This window comes from Rhizobium sp. CG4, assembly GCF_023701965.1.
In the GTDB taxonomy this organism is placed as follows: domain Bacteria; phylum Pseudomonadota; class Alphaproteobacteria; order Rhizobiales; family Rhizobiaceae; genus Agrobacterium.
The window spans coordinates 291,843-307,588 of sequence record NZ_JABAEG010000001.1; the positions used below are offsets into that span (position 1 = coordinate 291,843).

17 protein-coding genes are annotated in these 15,746 nt (G+C 55.5%); 9 read left to right on the top strand and 8 right to left on the bottom strand.

The genetic code is table 11. From position 1 onward, the window contains the following. Positions 1 to 4: 4 nt before the first annotated feature. Positions 5 to 1,192: an efflux RND transporter periplasmic adaptor subunit gene (locus HGO37_RS01505; protein ID WP_250981847.1), complete on the bottom strand. Its 1,188-nt coding sequence runs from the start codon at positions 1,190 to 1,192 to the stop codon at positions 5 to 7. A gap of 267 nt (positions 1,193 to 1,459) precedes the next feature. On the opposite strand from HGO37_RS01505, the gene HGO37_RS01510 reads away from it, so the two are divergent. From HGO37_RS01510 to HGO37_RS01530, 5 genes are all read left to right on the top strand, one after another. Beyond that, on the top strand, positions 1,460 to 2,281 hold the full coding sequence (locus HGO37_RS01510; protein ID WP_250981848.1) for a cyclase family protein: 822 nt from the start codon (positions 1,460 to 1,462) through the stop codon (positions 2,279 to 2,281). 35 nt (positions 2,282 to 2,316) lie between these two features. Next, positions 2,317 to 2,727, top strand: a complete 411-nt coding sequence (locus tag HGO37_RS01515) for a carboxymuconolactone decarboxylase family protein (protein ID WP_250981849.1) — start codon at positions 2,317 to 2,319, stop codon at positions 2,725 to 2,727. A gap of 100 nt (positions 2,728 to 2,827) precedes the next feature. After that, positions 2,828 to 5,296 carry an ATP-dependent helicase gene (locus HGO37_RS01520; protein ID WP_250981850.1) on the top strand — a complete coding sequence of 823 codons (2,469 nt, stop codon included), beginning with the start codon at positions 2,828 to 2,830 and terminating at the stop codon, positions 5,294 to 5,296. Between the two features lie 296 nt (positions 5,297 to 5,592). Beyond that, the gene (locus HGO37_RS01525; RefSeq protein WP_250981851.1) at positions 5,593 to 6,078 is read left to right on the top strand and encodes a DMT family transporter; all 486 of its coding nucleotides are present in this window, start codon (positions 5,593 to 5,595) and stop codon (positions 6,076 to 6,078) included. Continuing rightward, on the top strand, positions 6,075 to 6,500 hold the full coding sequence (locus HGO37_RS01530; RefSeq protein WP_250981852.1) for a DMT family transporter: 426 nt from the start codon (positions 6,075 to 6,077) through the stop codon (positions 6,498 to 6,500). The genes HGO37_RS01525 and HGO37_RS01530 overlap by 4 nt, the downstream gene beginning before the upstream one ends. 18 nt (positions 6,501 to 6,518) lie before the next feature. Here the strand turns inward: HGO37_RS01530 and HGO37_RS01535 are convergent, their stop codons facing one another. Together HGO37_RS01535 and HGO37_RS01540 are read right to left on the bottom strand one after the other, a co-directional pair. Further along, positions 6,519 to 7,694: a DUF2778 domain-containing protein gene (locus tag HGO37_RS01535; protein ID WP_250981853.1), complete on the bottom strand. Its 1,176-nt coding sequence runs from the start codon at positions 7,692 to 7,694 to the stop codon at positions 6,519 to 6,521. A 163-nt stretch (positions 7,695 to 7,857) separates the two neighbouring features. Then, complete coding sequence (locus HGO37_RS01540) at positions 7,858 to 8,907, bottom strand: hypothetical protein (RefSeq protein WP_250981854.1); 1,050 nt, start codon at positions 8,905 to 8,907, stop codon at positions 7,858 to 7,860. A gap of 208 nt (positions 8,908 to 9,115) precedes the next feature. Between HGO37_RS01540 and pncA the strand changes: the two genes are divergently transcribed. Then, positions 9,116 to 9,742, top strand: coding sequence for a bifunctional nicotinamidase/pyrazinamidase (gene pncA / locus HGO37_RS01545; protein ID WP_250981855.1), 627 nt, complete (start codon positions 9,116 to 9,118; stop codon positions 9,740 to 9,742). A gap of 17 nt (positions 9,743 to 9,759) precedes the next feature. Here the strand turns inward: pncA and HGO37_RS01550 are convergent, their stop codons facing one another. After that, the gene (locus HGO37_RS01550; RefSeq protein ID WP_250981856.1) at positions 9,760 to 10,008 is read right to left on the bottom strand and encodes a DUF2164 domain-containing protein; all 249 of its coding nucleotides are present in this window, start codon (positions 10,006 to 10,008) and stop codon (positions 9,760 to 9,762) included. Positions 10,009 to 10,247: 239 nt separating this feature from the next. Here HGO37_RS01550 and HGO37_RS01555 point away from each other — a divergent pair, with 239 nt between their 5' ends. Beyond that, the gene (locus HGO37_RS01555) at positions 10,248 to 10,970 is read left to right on the top strand and encodes an AzlC family ABC transporter permease (protein ID WP_250981857.1); all 723 of its coding nucleotides are present in this window, start codon (positions 10,248 to 10,250) and stop codon (positions 10,968 to 10,970) included. Continuing rightward, positions 10,967 to 11,278 (top strand): AzlD family protein, encoded by a 312-nt coding sequence (locus HGO37_RS01560; RefSeq protein ID WP_250981858.1) that lies wholly within the window; start codon positions 10,967 to 10,969, stop codon positions 11,276 to 11,278. Before HGO37_RS01555 ends, HGO37_RS01560 begins: the two co-directional genes overlap by 4 nt. 11 nt (positions 11,279 to 11,289) lie before the next feature. On the opposite strand, the gene HGO37_RS01565 is transcribed toward HGO37_RS01560, so the two are convergent. After that, complete coding sequence (locus HGO37_RS01565; RefSeq protein ID WP_250981859.1) at positions 11,290 to 13,119, bottom strand: aminopeptidase P family protein; 1,830 nt, start codon at positions 13,117 to 13,119, stop codon at positions 11,290 to 11,292. A 293-nt stretch (positions 13,120 to 13,412) separates the two neighbouring features. On the opposite strand from HGO37_RS01565, the gene HGO37_RS01570 reads away from it, so the two are divergent. Beyond that, positions 13,413 to 13,583 (top strand): hypothetical protein, encoded by a 171-nt coding sequence (locus tag HGO37_RS01570; protein ID WP_192488534.1) that lies wholly within the window; start codon positions 13,413 to 13,415, stop codon positions 13,581 to 13,583. A 283-nt stretch (positions 13,584 to 13,866) separates the two neighbouring features. On the opposite strand, the gene HGO37_RS01575 is transcribed toward HGO37_RS01570, so the two are convergent. The 3 genes from HGO37_RS01575 to HGO37_RS26325 form a co-directional block, all read right to left on the bottom strand. Next, on the bottom strand, positions 13,867 to 14,742 hold the full coding sequence (locus HGO37_RS01575; RefSeq protein ID WP_250981860.1) for a 50S ribosomal protein L11 methyltransferase: 876 nt from the start codon (positions 14,740 to 14,742) through the stop codon (positions 13,867 to 13,869). An 88-nt stretch (positions 14,743 to 14,830) separates the two neighbouring features. Then, positions 14,831 to 15,430 (bottom strand): SCO family protein, encoded by a 600-nt coding sequence (locus HGO37_RS01580; protein WP_250981861.1) that lies wholly within the window; start codon positions 15,428 to 15,430, stop codon positions 14,831 to 14,833. A 153-nt stretch (positions 15,431 to 15,583) separates the two neighbouring features. Then, the gene (locus HGO37_RS26325; RefSeq protein WP_285200437.1) at positions 15,584 to 15,712 is read right to left on the bottom strand and encodes a hypothetical protein; all 129 of its coding nucleotides are present in this window, start codon (positions 15,710 to 15,712) and stop codon (positions 15,584 to 15,586) included. Between the last annotated feature and the right edge of the window lie 34 nt (positions 15,713 to 15,746).

A 15,746-nucleotide genomic window follows, 5' to 3' on the forward strand; every position in this document is an offset into this window, starting at 1 on the left:
CCGCTCACTGACTTGCTACCTCCGGTGCTCTCGGCTGATTATTTGTACGCACTGCTCCGCCTTCACGAACGCGCTGCAATCCTTCTGTAACAAGCGGATCGCCTTCGCTAAGTTCCGCCTTCACCAGAACGGAATCCGGGTTGCGTTGGACGATCTGGACGCGAACCTTGCTGGATTTGTTATCCACCACACGCCAGACATAAGAGCCTTCCGCATCCCACTGCACAGCCAACGGATCGACGGATGGATAGTTTTCACCAGAGAAGCGCATGGTCACCGAGAAGGACATGCCTGCTCTCAGATCGTCATTGGCATTGTTGAAGACGGCGCGAACCCGAATGGTTCTGCTAGCTTCATCCACGCGGTTATCAATGGCTTCAACTTCACCTTTGAAAACCTCACCCGGGCGGGAGATCGAAGTTGCCTCCACAGGCATGCCCAATTTTATCGCGGTGGCGAACCGTTCTGGCGCCCAGAAATTCACCAGAATTTTCGAACGGTCATCAAGGCCGACAATGCTGGTTTGCGTCGTGGCGTTGTCACCAATATTGATCGCGACAATACCGGCGATACCTTCAATCGGCGCTACGATATTACGGCGTTTGAAATTGAGTTCGGCAGTGCTGAGCGCCAGCTTGGCGGCTTCCTCAGCAATCTGCGCATCCAGCACATCCAGACGGGAAACGGATTTCAGATTGCTGTAGGAGGTGGATTTTTCAACCGCACTTTTGAGAGAAACCTGCGCCTTTTCGCGCTCGATGATTTGCTCATCATCATCAAGCCGTGCCAGCACGTCGCCCTTTTTGACTTTCTGGCCGGATGCCACGAGAATTTCGGAAATAAGCCCGGATGCCTGTGGTGTGACCACAACCGACTGGATGGCCTCACCATTACCAATGGCATTCATGCGGTCATTGATGGTGCCGGTCTTGACCGGTGCGATGGATACCAGCGTTGCATTGCCGCCCTGACGACCCTGGCCGTTTCCACCGCCCTGACCTTGCGCACCGCCTTGGCCTTGTGAACCACCATTGCCCGTCGCACTGGCTGCCGTTTCCGCAGCTGGCTTTTCGGCCGACAAAATCCCGGCCTTGGCCAGGATACTGCGCCCGTCAGACGTATTGAGTGCCCACAGACAGACACCTGCGCCCACGACAGCCAGACTGACACCAACCTGCTTCCAAGCCTTCATGCAATTCTCCGAATGATATGCTTCGGGGGCCAGCATGATAACGCTGCACACACCCCTCTGTGATTTGCTCCAGTATCTTTGCTGGATTTGAACAACGCAATGCACAAAACCGTTTGTTACGTAATTGTAATTTGCATCATTTTTTGAATTGAACCCATCAAATAAGTTCAATTTACAATAGTGTCATGTTCACTATTGTGACTGTTGTAAAACATGCCTTTTTTGATTTCCGCATTCATTTCAAAACCTGCACGGGAGACGTACAACATGTGCAATGCCTGCGTAATAAACGACATTAAAGACCGCATGCTTTCAAGACGCAGCCTGTTCAAGGCCGCAGCAGCGGGAACGGTAACAGCCGCAGCCGCCACATTCGGAAGCGCACCGGTCGCCATGGCGCAAGCCGCCAGCAGCGTGACCGACATGACCCATGAACTGCATGAGGACTTCCCGACTTTCTTCGGCGAGCAGCAGTTTTTCAAGGACCAGAAATTCAATTACGCCGAACACAAGTTCAATCTGTTTGAGCTGCGGGTCAACGAACACACCGGCACCCATGTCGACGCCCCCCTTCACTTCTCCGAAAACGGCACGTCGGTTGCCGAAATTCCGGTTGGCAATCTGGTGGTGCCGCTCGCTGTTATCGACATCCGCGAAAAGGCAGCATCCAATCCGGATGCGGAAGTCACGCCCGATGACATCAAGGCGTGGATTTCCAAAAACGGCGACCTGCCGGAAAATGCCTGCGTCGCCATGTTGTCCGGCTGGCAGCAGCATCTGGGCACGGACAAGTTTCGCAATGCCGATGGAGAAGGAAAGATGCACTTTCCCGGCTTCCACGTAGAGGCGGCCAAATACCTGCTGGAAGAAAGCAAGGCCGCAGGCATCGCCGTCGACACGCTGTCGCTCGACTTCGGCAAATCGCCGGATTTTGCCACCCATTACGCCTGGCTTCCGGAAAACCGCTGGGGTCTGGAAGGCATCGCCAATCTGGACAAGGTTCCGGTCAAGGGCGCAACACTTGTCGTCGGCGCACCGAAACACCGTGGCGGCACCGGTGGGCCTGCCCGCGTTTTCACACTCGCATAATTTGGCAAACTGCTGACCAGACACGGAGGACATCGATGAGCACCGTCTCCAAAACACAAGATCCGGAAACCAATCCGCGTGTGAAGGCGGTGTTCGACGATATCCGTGCGACGCGAAGGTCCGACTTCATCAACAATATGTGGCTTTACCTCGCCTTTGATGCCGACCTGTTGGAAAAGACATGGGGCGAGGTAAAGGCTGTCATGGCAACACCATCGGCGCTTGATCCCTTGACCAAGGAGCTGCTTTATATTGCCGTGTCCGTCACCAATGGCTGCTCCTATTGTGCCCATTCCCATACCGCTGCCGCCAAGTCGAAGGGCATGACGGATGAACAACATGCCGATCTTGTCAGGGTGATTTCGCTTGCGGCCAAAACCAACCAGCTGGCAACCGCGCTGCAAGTTCCAGTCGACACGGTTTTTGACGCCGATCAGAAAAGCTGACCCTCAAAATGCACCGATAGAGGTGCTTTGACGGCTGAAACGGGAATAAAAGCAGAACATGCTTCTGGCCTTTCAGTCCCGAATCACTACATTGGGCCGCATGAGCAACAATTTTGATGATATCCCGTTCTTCGATGAAGAACCGGCAGAGCCACGCAAGCCAGCACCAGCGCCACAACAGGGCAGCGGTCTTGGCATTGCAGCCCGCGCCATGGCAGCGCGTGATCAGGCGCGCCCCGCCCCCGATTATCTCTCTGGCCTGAACGCAGAACAGCGTGAAGCCGTGGAAACACTGGAAGGCCCGGTTCTGGTGCTGGCCGGTGCAGGCACCGGCAAAACTCGCGTGCTGACCACACGTATTGCTCATATTCTGGAAACCAAACGCGCCTTTCCAAGCCAGATCCTGGCGGTGACCTTCACCAACAAGGCCGCACGCGAAATGAAGGAACGTATTGGCGTTCTGGTTGGCGGCGCCGTTGAAGGCATGCCGTGGCTCGGCACGTTCCACTCCATCGGTGTGAAGCTGTTGCGCCGTCACGCTGAACTGGTCGATCTGCGGTCGGATTTCACCATTCTAGACACCGACGACGTTGTGCGACTGATCAAGCAGCTCATTCAGGCCGAAGGTCTGGATGACAAGCGTTGGCCCGCCAAGCAGTTTGCCGGCATGATCGACAACTGGAAGAACAAGGGACTGACCCCGAAGGATATTCCCGAAGGTGACGCGCGCGCCTTTGCCAATGGCAAGGGTCGTGAGCTCTACACCGCCTATCAGGCCCGGTTGAAGACGCTCAATGCCTGCGACTTCGGTGACCTGCTGCTGCACCCGATCAGCATGTTCCGCCGCAACCCGGATATCCTCAAGGAATATCACCAGAAGTTCCGATACATCTTGGTCGATGAGTATCAGGACACCAACACCGCCCAATATATGTGGCTGCGGCTTTTGGCGCAGCGCCCCAAGGGTGAAGTGCAAAACGTCTGCTGCGTGGGTGATGACGACCAGTCCATTTATGGCTGGCGCGGTGCCGAGGTCGATAACATCCTGCGTTTCGACAAGGATTTTCCCGGTGCAAAGGTCATCAAGCTGGAGCGCAACTACCGTTCCACCGAACATATTCTCGGCGCGGCCGGCCATCTGATTTCACACAATGAAGGCCGGCTTGGCAAAACGCTGTTTACCGACCGCGTTGACCCCGATGACGAAAAGGTCATTGTGCACGCCGCCTGGGATTCCGAAGAAGAAGCCCGCGCAGTTGGCGAAGAAATCGAACAGTTGCAGCGCCAGAGCCATAATCTCAACGATATGGCGATCCTCGTGCGCGCCTCGTTTCAAATGCGTGAGTTTGAAGATCGCTTCGTGACGCTGGGGCTGAACTACCGCGTTATCGGCGGCCCACGCTTTTATGAACGCCTCGAAATTCGCGATGCCATGGCCTATTTCCGCCTCGTCTGCCAACCGGCTGACGATCTGGCCTTTGAGCGCATCGTCAACACACCGAAGCGTGGACTTGGTGACACCACCATTCGCAACCTGCATGACTATGCACGGGCCCGCGATATTCCGATGCTGGCGGCGGCTGCTGATATTATCGAAACGGATGAATTGAAACCAAAGGCCCGCAAGGCGCTGTTCGATGTGATTCAATCTTTCAGAAACTGGCAGCAACGGCTTGAAACCACGTCACATATCGAACTGGCCGAGCAGATTCTGGAAGAGTCCGGCTATACCGACATGTGGAAGGCCGACAAGTCAGCCGAAGCACCGGGCCGCCTCGACAACCTGAAGGAACTGATGCGCTCGATGGAAGCCTTCGAGAGCATGCGCGGTTTCCTTGAGCACGTCGCACTTGTCATGGACGCCGAGCAGAACGAAAACCTCGATGCTGTCTCGATCATGACGCTGCACTCCGCCAAGGGCCTGGAATTCGACACCGTGTTCCTGCCCGGCTGGGAAGAAGGGCTGTTTCCGCATCAGCGCGCACTGGATGAAGGTGGACGCTCCGGTCTCGAAGAAGAACGCCGTCTTGCCTATGTCGGCCTCACCCGCGCCAAGCGCCGCTGCCACATCTGGTTCGTATCCAACCGCCGTATTCACGGCCTCTGGCAATCGACCATGCCGTCGCGCTTCCTTGAGGAGCTACCGGCAAGCCATGTCGATGTGGCCGCCTCCGACAATAATTACGGCGGATATGGTGGACGCGGCGGTTACGGCCAGTCCCGTTTCGACAAGGCCGATCCATTCGCCAATGATTATTCGACCCCCGGCTGGAAACGTGCGCAGGCCAATCGGTCTGACGCGACGCGCGACAACTGGGGCAGCCGCTCAGGCCACGCCGTGGAGCGTATTGGTTATGGCGAAAGCGGCCCGAAAGCCCGCACCATCGATGGGGAACTGGTTGCCAAATCCGTATCCGACACACCGTCGCGTTTTAATGTGGGCGATCGCGTGTTCCACATGAAGTTCGGAAACGGCAACATTACCACCATTGAAGGCAACAAGTTGACCATCGACTTTGATCGCGCCGGCCAGAAACGGGTGCTGGATGGATTTGTTGAGAAGGTCTGAGGTGTCGCAAATTGACGTCTCTGGCGCCAGCCCTAGCTCACCTCACCCGGTGTAAAACCAAAGATGTAGATGGCAGCGATAACGACTGCGATTGCAAAAATGAAAGCCACAAAGGTAATCATTCGGTGGAGTGGTTTGCGTGTTGTCTGTTTCATGGACAGGAAACGGCCCAGCCGCAAATTCCGTTCCCAACAAAATCGGGTGCAGTCGTCGCCCACCACCCATTCACGTAATTTGATTCCGTATCAAAGAGATATGGGCTAAAGCTGAATCAGATTTTCAGCATTTGGCCTCCCATGACACAAACGACAAGCTCTCCTCGCCTCAACCCGTTGCATCTGGCGGCCGCCTTCGGCAGCGGCTGTCTCTTGACCCTGATGGTGCATTTCAACGGCATGTTGGCCCATTACGGTAACGCCATGTTCTCCTCATGGACTGCCCATGGCACCGGCACAATCGCCGCCCTGATCTATCTTGCCATTCTCTATAAGAAACCCAAGCCGGGTGAGATTGCCAAACCCAAGGCGCCGCTCTGGGCCTATCTCGGTGGCGTCGTGGGTGCCGCCATCGTTATGCTGACATCAAGCGCCGTCAACTCACCGCTCGCACTGTCGGGCACCATCGCGCTTGGACTGGGTGGACAGGTCATCTTCAGCCTCGCAGCCGACCTCTGGGGGTTCTTTGGCCTGCCACGTCGCCGACCAGATGCGCGCGACCTCTGCGCCGTTGCCCTGATCCTCGGCGGCAGCGCCCTTATCATTCTGGTTGGGAGAGCGGCATGATCCTGTGGATTTCCATGGCCTTCGCAGGCGGCGTCTTCGTCGCTCTAAGCCGCCAGATCAACGGCCGTCTCAGCCTGTCAAACTCGCCGCTGATTGCTTCGTTCTGGAATCATATTGTCGGTTTTGTCGTGCTGACGCTGCTTGGCCTCGCAATTGGCGGCCTGCTGCCTGAAGGTGCGGCTCACGCTCCGTGGTACGCCTTTATCGGCGGACCGATCGGTGTGGTGTTCATTGCCTCGGGAAGCTGGCTCATTCCGCGCATTGGTGCGGTCAATACCGCACTTCTGGTCATCAGCGGTCAGATGGTATCGGGTGTGGTGCTGGATCTGTTCAGCAATCAACCGCCCAAGATCTGGGCCAGTGCGCTTGGCGTATTGCTTATTCTGGCAGGAATGGCGCTCACCCAGCGCCGCTCCAAATAAGCCTCTTAAAACAGCCGGTCAGCCTTTTCTCGAAAACAGGCTGGCCAGTGTCTTCGTGGTGCCCTTGTTGTCCTTGTCGACAAACACCGGTTTCGATTCCAGTCGAGAAACCACAACAATGCGGTTCACGTCACCACGTTTGAACGCCGCCAGAAACTTCGGATATTCCTTGAACACCACACATCCGTTGGATTCGCCGCGTCTGGCCAGCATGTAGGTATGCGCCAACAGGCCGTTGCGGCCGTGCGGGTTGACGCCGCTTTCCGGTGTCAGACGAAGGGCTTCCACACCGTGGAACAGCGCTTCGCGCATGGTCAGCTTGTAGGACGATGGCGGGGTAGATCCCTTCATCTTCACATGCACATATTTCGGATTGTCGCGCATCGAACCGAGGCCGGAATGAGCCTCTAGCTTGTCGCCATTGGGCATGTGCACCGTCGCGGTCTCGATTTCATAGACAGCAGTTCTGGCACCCATGGCAGACGGGCGGGACGCTACGCTTGGAAGGGTTGGTTTTTCCGGACGCAGCATTGCAACTTCTTTTTCCACCGCTTCCGTGCCGGTTTTCGGCTGGGCAGCAGGTGAGATTTTTGCAATCTGTGGACGGAACGACGGCAGCGGAATGCTGTCAGGCATATCCTGTGCCGTCTCAGGTGCCGCTTCCGGCGCTGATCCATTCAAAATAAGGTCGAAACGGCGGCTGGCAGAAGCATTGGCATCCGGCTTCACCTCGACAAGCGCCGAGAGCGAGCTTGAGCTTGGTTTCATCGGTGCGGCACTGGCCAGGAGCGTTGCCTCACGCAACGCCTTGTCCATTTTCACCTTCGCCAGTCGAAGCTCGGTGCGTTTATGTGCAGCCTTGATGCCTTCAGAGGTCAAACTCGCCATGCGAATCTGGTCTTCTGACGGTTTTCCAAGGCGGGAAAATTTGTTGATACGCACATCATGGCTTCCCGAAGGCAGCGAAACGGGCACATGTGCGGAAATGGCTATCTGCGGTTTGTTAGCGTGCGAAGGCGTCAGAGAAGCGTGCACACTCTGCATCGTGGAGACAGTAAATCCCATCCAGACGGCAACAGTAATGACAACACCGGACACAATGGTAACCGGACTTATCATCTTGTTTTTTCTGGAAGAACGAACTTTACGGCCCGACGATACGGGTTCGCCAAAGGTGTGCACCTTAGTCGCCATGGTACTCATTACCTAACACGTTACTCTGCTCCCGGACACGCAGATAAAAACCGGGCACTCTGCACCGGCCTGCCAAACAGGAAGCGCCGATCACATAAAACAATGGCAAATTATGGTAACCAAACCCTTTACGCCGAAGATTCATTCTTCGATTATTTTTGGATTAGAACTCGCCATTCATTCCAACCTGCACGCCGACAGAGCCACCGGGCGCATAACCGAGCGATCCATTCACTACTAGCGGGTAGTCAACATCCAGCATATGCGCCACGGCAAAGCTGGTGGCAAATTCACCGCTATAGGTCGCAACATTGGTCGCCCAGGAAGTTTTTCCAGGTGCTGATGGTGTTGGTGCGCCCGTCATCGCCATGGCCGCAGCAATCCCCTTATTCGCATCCTTGCGGTTGCGATCGACCGTCGTCTTAAGCCCGGATATGTCACTATTAAGGCCAGTAATATCAAAATCCGTGGTGGCGAGATTGCCGTTGGCATCCGCCGTCACCAGTTTGACCGAACCGACCTGCGCCGCACGGCTGGCGGTCGAGCCTATGCCCGTCATGGTATAGGTGTTGGATGCGGTGCCCAGCACCACCTGCCCTTGCCGCAGCGCCGTGGCACCTGCCCCGATAGCCACACTGTTGCTGAAACCAGCACTCGAACCGGCGCCGAGCGCGATACCCGCCTGACCGCCGACAACCGCGTCACGACCAATCGCAATGCCATCCGTTGCTGTCACCGTGCTGCGCAGACCAAATGCCAGCGCATTGGCGGCCGCCGCAGTTGTGGTGGCGCCATTACCGATAGCAAGCGAATTGGCTTCGGCAGCTGACGCTGCAGCATTGGCCGTGCTGCCAAGACCGGTAATCTGGCCGCCGCCGATCGACACGCCGGCATTGGTATCGACAGTGACATTACTGGCGCTGAGGCCGCAATCGGTCGTGCTGACGACGTTCCCATCCTTATCTAGAATGGACACACCAATAGTCTGGCCATTCAGCACACCGACAATATCCGTGTCTATGATGCCGGCAAGCAAGGACAGCAGCGGATCCACCACATTGGTGGCGATTGGCTCAAGCGCTGGCAGATCGACGCTCAGCCCCGAGCAGACATTGACCAATGGTACAGCCTGCGCCGACGCAATCCTCGCACAGGCAAGTGTCGATACGCTGGACGCCAGCGATAACACCAAAACAATTCTGACAGATTTCATGCCGCCTTCCTAACATGCTGTATGTACGCGATATTTAAATTAGCTATAGTTAATATAGTGGGTGCTTTAATTTATTCTTTCTAATATTTGATTTTTCGCAGATCCCAAATGCGCAGAGGCCAAATACCGACGGGCAAGTCGGTTGCATCTTGATTGCGCACCGGAAGCAGCGTACCCAAACGCTATCGTCCCGCAGGAGGAGCCAACCATGAAAGCGTTGTTGCTGATCGACATCCAGAACGGGTTTTGCCCAGGCGGTAATCTGCCGGTTGCAGAAGGTGACAGGATTGTCCCCATCGCCAATGCACTCATTGAAAATGGCGGTTATGACCTGATCGTCGCGTCACAGGACTGGCACCCGGAAAATCACGGCAGCTTTGCTTCCCAGCATGCCGGAAAAGAACCCTTCGACATGGGTGAACTGTCCGGCAAGCCACAGGTCATGTGGCCGGACCACTGTGTACAGGGTACGTTAGACGCGCAATTCCACCCGGATTTGAACACCGACAGTTTCGACTATGTGCAACAAAAGGGTGAGAACCCGGCCGTCGACAGCTACTCCGCCTTTCGGGACAACGATCAGGCAGCCGTCACCGGCCTTGCCGATTATCTGACCCGACAAGGTGTGACATGCCTCGACATTTGCGGATTGGCCACCGATTATTGTGTCAACTTTTCCGTACAGGATGCGGTGGATATGCTGCCTGACGTCAAGGTGCGTTTCATTGAAGACGCCAGCCGCGGCATTGATCCAGAAGGCGTCAAGGCAGCCATTGCCGCCATGCGCGCCAAGGGTGCTGATATCATCACCAGCAAAGATATTCTGGCCGCCTGAGGCGACGCTTTACCCTATTACTTAGGAACGGTCTTTTCCAGAATATCGATATCGGACGCAGCGTCTTCCATACGCCGCGTCACGGCGGTCAGCGCATCATTCAGCCCGCGATTGTAAAAACGTGGACCCAGCTCCGCAGACAAAAAGTCCAGCAACATTTCCCCCTGAAGCCCGCTGATCTCACAATCCAGCTCTTCAATCAGATGTTTGCGGATACGGCTGACGAGATCGGTTTTTTCCTGTCTGCTAAACTCGATAATACTCAATGTAGCGTCCTTCCCGACTCTCGACTTCTGCGGTTTCGATACCAAAAATGGCGTACCGCAGGCAATGCTTCACAAAATTCAATTTATCGATCAAAGCAATTGCATTGCATCCGCAGGATCACCGCTCTAGAGCGTTGCCAGACTAATTGATCTGCTGCGGTCATTTGCACCGAACCATCCAACACATATCCGGTTTAGTCAGGAAACGCGCCTGCAGCGTGCAAGGAGAATACCCATCAATGGCACACGCAGACTTTAAAACTGGCCTCAAGGGCGGTTTTCTCATCGCATTGTCAGCGGCACCCTTCGGCTTGCTGTTTGGCGCCGTTGCGGTGGACAACGGTCTGACCATGTTCGAAGCGGTGCTGATGAGCGCAACTCTCTATGCCGGCGCCAGCCAGCTGGTGGGGATTGAACTGTTTGGACAAAAGATCGAGGCCTGGCTGGTCATCCTGTCAATCTTTGCCGTCAACTTCCGACACATCCTTTATTCGGCAGCCATGGTGCGCCCCCTCGCCCACTGGTCGCTCGGTCGCAAGCTGATCGCCTTCTTTTTCCTGGTCGATCCACAATTTGCCGAATCTGTACGCCGCAATGAAAACGGTGAAAAGATTTCCTTCTCCTGGTACATGGGATTTGCCCTTGCCATCTATTTCCCATGGCTGATCACCACCGTTCTCGGCGTGATGTTCGGAAAGCTGATCGGTGATCCACGCGCACTCGGATTTGATGTGCTGTTACCGATCTATTTTATGGGCATGGTGCTCGGCTTCCGCAAAAGACAGAATTTCTATCCCGTCATGCTCGCAAGTGGCATCGGCGCCATCGTCGCTTTCCATGTGGTCGGCTCACCCTGGCACGTCAGCCTCGGTGCCTTTGCCGGTATTCTGGTGGCTGTGCTGCTGCCTCCGGCACCGAGCCACATAAACAATATTGAAGAAGCCGGGGAGCAGAGCCTGTGAGCGATCTTTTCAACACCTACACGCTCTGGCTTATCATCGCTGGTGCAATCGCCACCTATATGACGCGCATTGGCGGTTATCTTCTGATGACCCGCATGAAATCCATTCCGCCACGTGTCGAGGCCGGATTGAATGCGGTACCGGTCGCGGTTTTGACCACTCTGGTCACGCCCACCTTTTTTGACGGTGGTTACGAGGTCAAGGCCGGCATGATCGTCGCCATGATCGTTGGTTTGCGCTTTCCCGGTCTTACCATGCTGTTTGCCGGATGGTTACTTGTCGTTACCACCCGGCATTTTGTCGGTTAAGGCCTAATGCCTCAAACTGCGGCAGTGGCCTGATCAAGCCATGCCAGAACTGCCTCGTCGCTCAATAGCGGCGAGATTTTTTCCCGGACATTGGCGTGGTAGGCATTCAGCCAGTCACGCTCCTCCGCCGTCAGCAGCTCTGCCACCACCAGACGGCGATCAATCGGGCACCATGTCAGCGTCTCAAAAGCAAACATCGGCAGATCACCGCCCTCAATCTGTTCCGGCTCCGTCACATAGATCAGGTTCTCGATACGAATGCCAAACTGACCAGGACGATAATATCCCGGCTCATTGGACAGGATCATGCCTGGCAGAAACTCTTGTGTGGCAAGACGGGCAATGCGCTGCGGCCCCTCATGCACAGAGAGATAAGAGCCCACGCCGTGGCCTGTACCATGTCCGTAATCGACACCGGCTTTCCAAAGGGCAATACGCGCCAACGGATCGAGATCGCAGCCACGGGTTCCCTTGGGGAAGCGCGCCGCACTGATGGCAATCATGCCTTTCAGAACAAGCGTGAAGAACTTCTTCTGCTCAAAGGGCACATCACCAATTGCAACCGTGCGCGTAATGTCTGTTGTACCATTCACATATTGAGCGCCGGAATCGACAAGGAACATTTCGCCAGCATTCAACATGCGGTCAGTTGGCGTCGTAACGCGGTAGTGAATGATCGCCGCATGCTCACCGGCACCGGAAATAGTATCGAAGGAAATATCCTTGAGCGGGTTCTGCATGCGCGACCCGACATGAGACCGAGTACGCTCAAGCATTTTGACCGCTTCGATTTCGCTGACACTGCCCGGCTTGGCATTGTCCAGCCAATAGAGAAACTCCACCATGGCTGCGCCATCCTGTAGATGGGCGGCAACACTGCCGTTCAGCTCTGCTGTATTTTTGCAGGCACGTGGCAGCTTGGCAGGATCAACAACCTCAACCAACTCACCACCGGCAAGCGTAATGGCATTGCGCAGGGCAACCGGCGCAAGATCGGCGTCAACGGCAATCCGTGCACCGTCCTTGGCGTGCCGGCGCAGACGTGTCTCAATTTCGGATGGCGGCAGCTGCACGGCCAGCTGCGCCAGATAGGCCTCTACTTCGATGCCGGTCTTGCGCTTGTCGAGAAAGATTTCGGCCGTGCCATCGGCAAAAACCAATGCGCGTGCCAAAGGATGCGGCGTGTGCGGCACGTCATTGCCGCGGATGTTGAAAATCCAAGCCACGGAAGACGGCTCACCGATCAGCACAGCCTGCAGGTTTGCAGCGGTCAGATCCTGAGCAATGGTGGCAATCTTTTCACGCGCCAGAACGCCGGCATGCATTTCCGTCTGGATGGTAACAGCACCGAGAGGTTCGGACGGGCGGTCTTTCCACACGGCATCGAGCGGATTGTGCTGCAGGAGAACGATCTCACCACCAGCATCTTTTAGCGAAGCCTCAAGTCGGCGCAGTTCAGCACCGGTATGCAGCCATGGATCAAGACCCAACCGGAAACCCTTCGGGGCATTTTTCTTCAGCCAGATTGGCGGCGGGGCATTGACCAGATCGCCACCGGTGAAGACATCACCATCCACTTGCTCAACCAGCTGCGTGGTGTAGCGTCCGTCCACAAACACGATGGCTTGCGTGCGGGTTACCAGAATGACGCCCGCCGAACCGGTAAAACCGCTGAGCCACGACATGCGCTCGGCCGAGGCCGGTACATATTCGCCCTGATAGTCATCCGCGCGCGGCACCAGAAAACCGTCGATACCAAGAGCATCAAACGAAGCCCTCAAGGCCTCAACCCGCTCACGGCCATATTGCGGGGCGGAAGTGGTTTCGAACGACTGAAACATGAACTGCTTTCCAAAAGATTCCATTGTGGCCGCGAATTTATAGCCGCGCTGCTAATGGGTCCAGCCGAAAGAACGGCGTGAAACTGGCAACACCTAAAAAACCATCAGGAAACCGCGGCATTTGCATATGTTTTGCGCAAAAAAGCCGCAATCTGCATACGAACCACCCCTAGCCATGCATCAAACGCATAACACCATTGTAGTCAGCCACCTACCTGAACTGAAAAGTATAACTTATGTTCTAATCATCGAAGGGAACACGAGGTTTCCTTCCGTATGTAAGGAACACGGCAATGGCAAAATCTTTCTTCCGCACAGCTTTCGATCGCGTTATTGAAGCTCGCGAGCGTCAGGTCGGCCGTTACGTAAACGGCGCGCTCCTGAACCTTGACGACCAGTCTCTCAAGGCTCTTGGCACCAGCCGCGAAGAACTTCGCCGCAAGGGCACCAGCTACGTATTCTGACTGTTACGCCCGGCTTGCTTTCTCCTCCTCCCGAAGTGGCCTGGCATCGGAATACGTTTCCCGCTCGAGCACCCTCCCAGCTCGCGGGCGATCAGCATGACTGATCGAAAGGCGACGCGAAAGCGTCGCCTTTTTTATTGGCTAGGTGCCAAAATGGCGGAAAAAATCTCTGCATTTGCTGCATTGCTTAAAAAAATCCAATGACGTATCGACGGCGGATACACCCGCTCGCTCAAAGACCTCAGATATCAAGCAAAAGCGCGCTTACTTGCACAGGTGACCATTACTTACGCAGGTGAATCGTCACCCAGCCATTGCGCCAGATGGTGCGAACATGGCTGAGATGTTCGCCATTATAGGCAGCCAGAACCTTCCAGCGCTGCGATGACAGAATACCTGAGAGGATTACCGAACCACCCGGAGCGAGATGTGCAACTAGCTGCGGCGCCATCTTGATCAGTGGCCGCGCCAGAATATTGGCGATGATCAGATCAAACGGGCCATGTTTGGCAAAGGCATCCGAATGGAAACCGGGGGCTGTTTCCAGAGACACACCCTGGACAATACCGTTGAGGCGCACATTTTCCTTGGCGACGCGCACAGCAATCGGATCGATATCGGTGGCAAGAACCGGAATGCGGCGCATCTTGGCAACGGCAATTGCCAGAACGCCACTGCCGGTGCCCAGATCAAGCGCATTGCGCACGGTACGGGCCCGCACAACCGATTCAATCATTTCAAGGCAGCCGGCTGTCGTGCCGTGATGACCGGTTCCGAAGGCCTGCCCGGCTTCGATTTCAATCGAGATATCGTTGACGCGAACCTTGTCGCGGTCATGGGAGCCGTGAACCAGAAAACGCCCTGCCCTGACCGGTTTCAAACCTTCCAGCGACTTGGCAATCCAGTCGATGTCGGGAATGACCTCACGCTGGACGGCAAGATGCGGGAAAGCGCTTTTCAGAAGTGTGTCGAGACGCTCGCGGACTTCGTCTTCTTCTTCAAGAAGCAGATAGACGGAGGCTTCCCAGATGTCCTTCTTTTCATCGACCTCGGTAGTGGCGATGGCAATGCCATCTTCCTCGAACACCTCGGTCATGACATCCAGTACCTGACCGGCCTCGATTTCAGTGGTCGTCACATAGAGGCGGATCTCGCTCACGGCAGCATCTCTTTCGGAAAATATCGAACTTGCCTGCCTTTGCCACAAAAGCAGGCGCAGTCCAATACCACCAGAGAAGAAACCGGCATTAACCCTTCAGGAGATTTTGCAGTTTCTGTACCGCAACATCAGGGTTTTCGCCGTAGGCAATGGTGCTGACGAAACGTCCCTGCGAATCCAGCAGGAAAACCGACGCAGTATGATCCATGGTGTATTCACCGTTCGGATCTTTTTCATCCACCGGAACGCGCTTGGCGTAAACGCGGAAGCTCTTGATCATTTCGGCAATCTTGTCCGGCTCGCCGGCAATACCAGTGATACGGCTGGTGACGTTGGAAATATACTGACCAAGGATTTCCGGCGTATCACGCTCGGGATCAACCGTAACGAAATAGCCCTGCATCTTGTCGCCGGCCGGATCGACCTTCTCCATCCAGCCATTCAGCTCGAAAAGGGTTGTCGGGCAGACTTCAGGGCAATGGGTAAATCCGAAAAACAACGCCGTCGGTTTGCCCTGGAAGGCCTTTTCGGTAATCGGCTGGCCGTTTTGGGCAACAAGCTGAAACGGCGCGCCATAAGGGCCTTCCGTCATATGCTGCTTTGACTCAGACAACGCAAATGCCAGCCAGGTAACAACACCGCCCAGAAGGACAACAACACACCAGAGAACGATACGGACTTTTTTCATGCCAGATCAGCCTTCACACCAAATTTGATGACCACCAATGCGGCAGCATCCCAGTCTCGACAGCAGATAATCAAACTTGCCCCTGACCGCAAATCAACAACCAGTTGATTAAAGGTACTGCGCGGATTTGCCGCCCTCGCCTACGTCGTCAGGTCAAAGGCACCAGGAAAGACCTGTCTGCGACAGGGTGAGGAAAATATCGACGCCATGCGTCATCCAGCCCTGAAATGCCAGCAGGCTGACACCCAGAAAGCTCAAGATGGCCACAGCCATCAGCAGCATGTGATTTGTGTTTCGCAGTAACGTCGACATGCCT

Bases quoted from the DNA above. Each gene is read 5' to 3' on its own strand.
- HGO37_RS01505 (WP_250981847.1), bottom strand. From the start codon at position 1,192: ATGAAGGCTTGGAAGCAGGTTGGTGTCAGTCTGGCTGTCGTGGGCGCA.
- HGO37_RS01510 (WP_250981848.1), top strand. From the start codon at position 1,460: ATGTGCAATGCCTGCGTAATAAACGACATTAAAGACCGCATGCTTTCA.
- HGO37_RS01515 (WP_250981849.1), top strand. From the start codon at position 2,317: ATGAGCACCGTCTCCAAAACACAAGATCCGGAAACCAATCCGCGTGTG.
- HGO37_RS01520 (WP_250981850.1), top strand. From the start codon at position 2,828: ATGAGCAACAATTTTGATGATATCCCGTTCTTCGATGAAGAACCGGCA.
- HGO37_RS01525 (WP_250981851.1), top strand. From the start codon at position 5,593: ATGACACAAACGACAAGCTCTCCTCGCCTCAACCCGTTGCATCTGGCG.
- HGO37_RS01530 (WP_250981852.1), top strand. From the start codon at position 6,075: ATGATCCTGTGGATTTCCATGGCCTTCGCAGGCGGCGTCTTCGTCGCT.
- HGO37_RS01535 (WP_250981853.1), bottom strand. From the start codon at position 7,694: ATGGCGACTAAGGTGCACACCTTTGGCGAACCCGTATCGTCGGGCCGT.
- HGO37_RS01540 (WP_250981854.1), bottom strand. From the start codon at position 8,907: ATGAAATCTGTCAGAATTGTTTTGGTGTTATCGCTGGCGTCCAGCGTA.
- pncA (WP_250981855.1), top strand. From the start codon at position 9,116: ATGAAAGCGTTGTTGCTGATCGACATCCAGAACGGGTTTTGCCCAGGC.
- HGO37_RS01555 (WP_250981857.1), top strand. From the start codon at position 10,248: ATGGCACACGCAGACTTTAAAACTGGCCTCAAGGGCGGTTTTCTCATC.
- HGO37_RS01565 (WP_250981859.1), bottom strand. From the start codon at position 13,119: ATGTTTCAGTCGTTCGAAACCACTTCCGCCCCGCAATATGGCCGTGAG.
- HGO37_RS01570 (WP_192488534.1), top strand. From the start codon at position 13,413: ATGGCAAAATCTTTCTTCCGCACAGCTTTCGATCGCGTTATTGAAGCT.
- HGO37_RS01580 (WP_250981861.1), bottom strand. From the start codon at position 15,430: ATGAAAAAAGTCCGTATCGTTCTCTGGTGTGTTGTTGTCCTTCTGGGC.
- HGO37_RS26325 (WP_285200437.1), bottom strand. From the start codon at position 15,712: ATGCTGCTGATGGCTGTGGCCATCTTGAGCTTTCTGGGTGTCAGCCTG.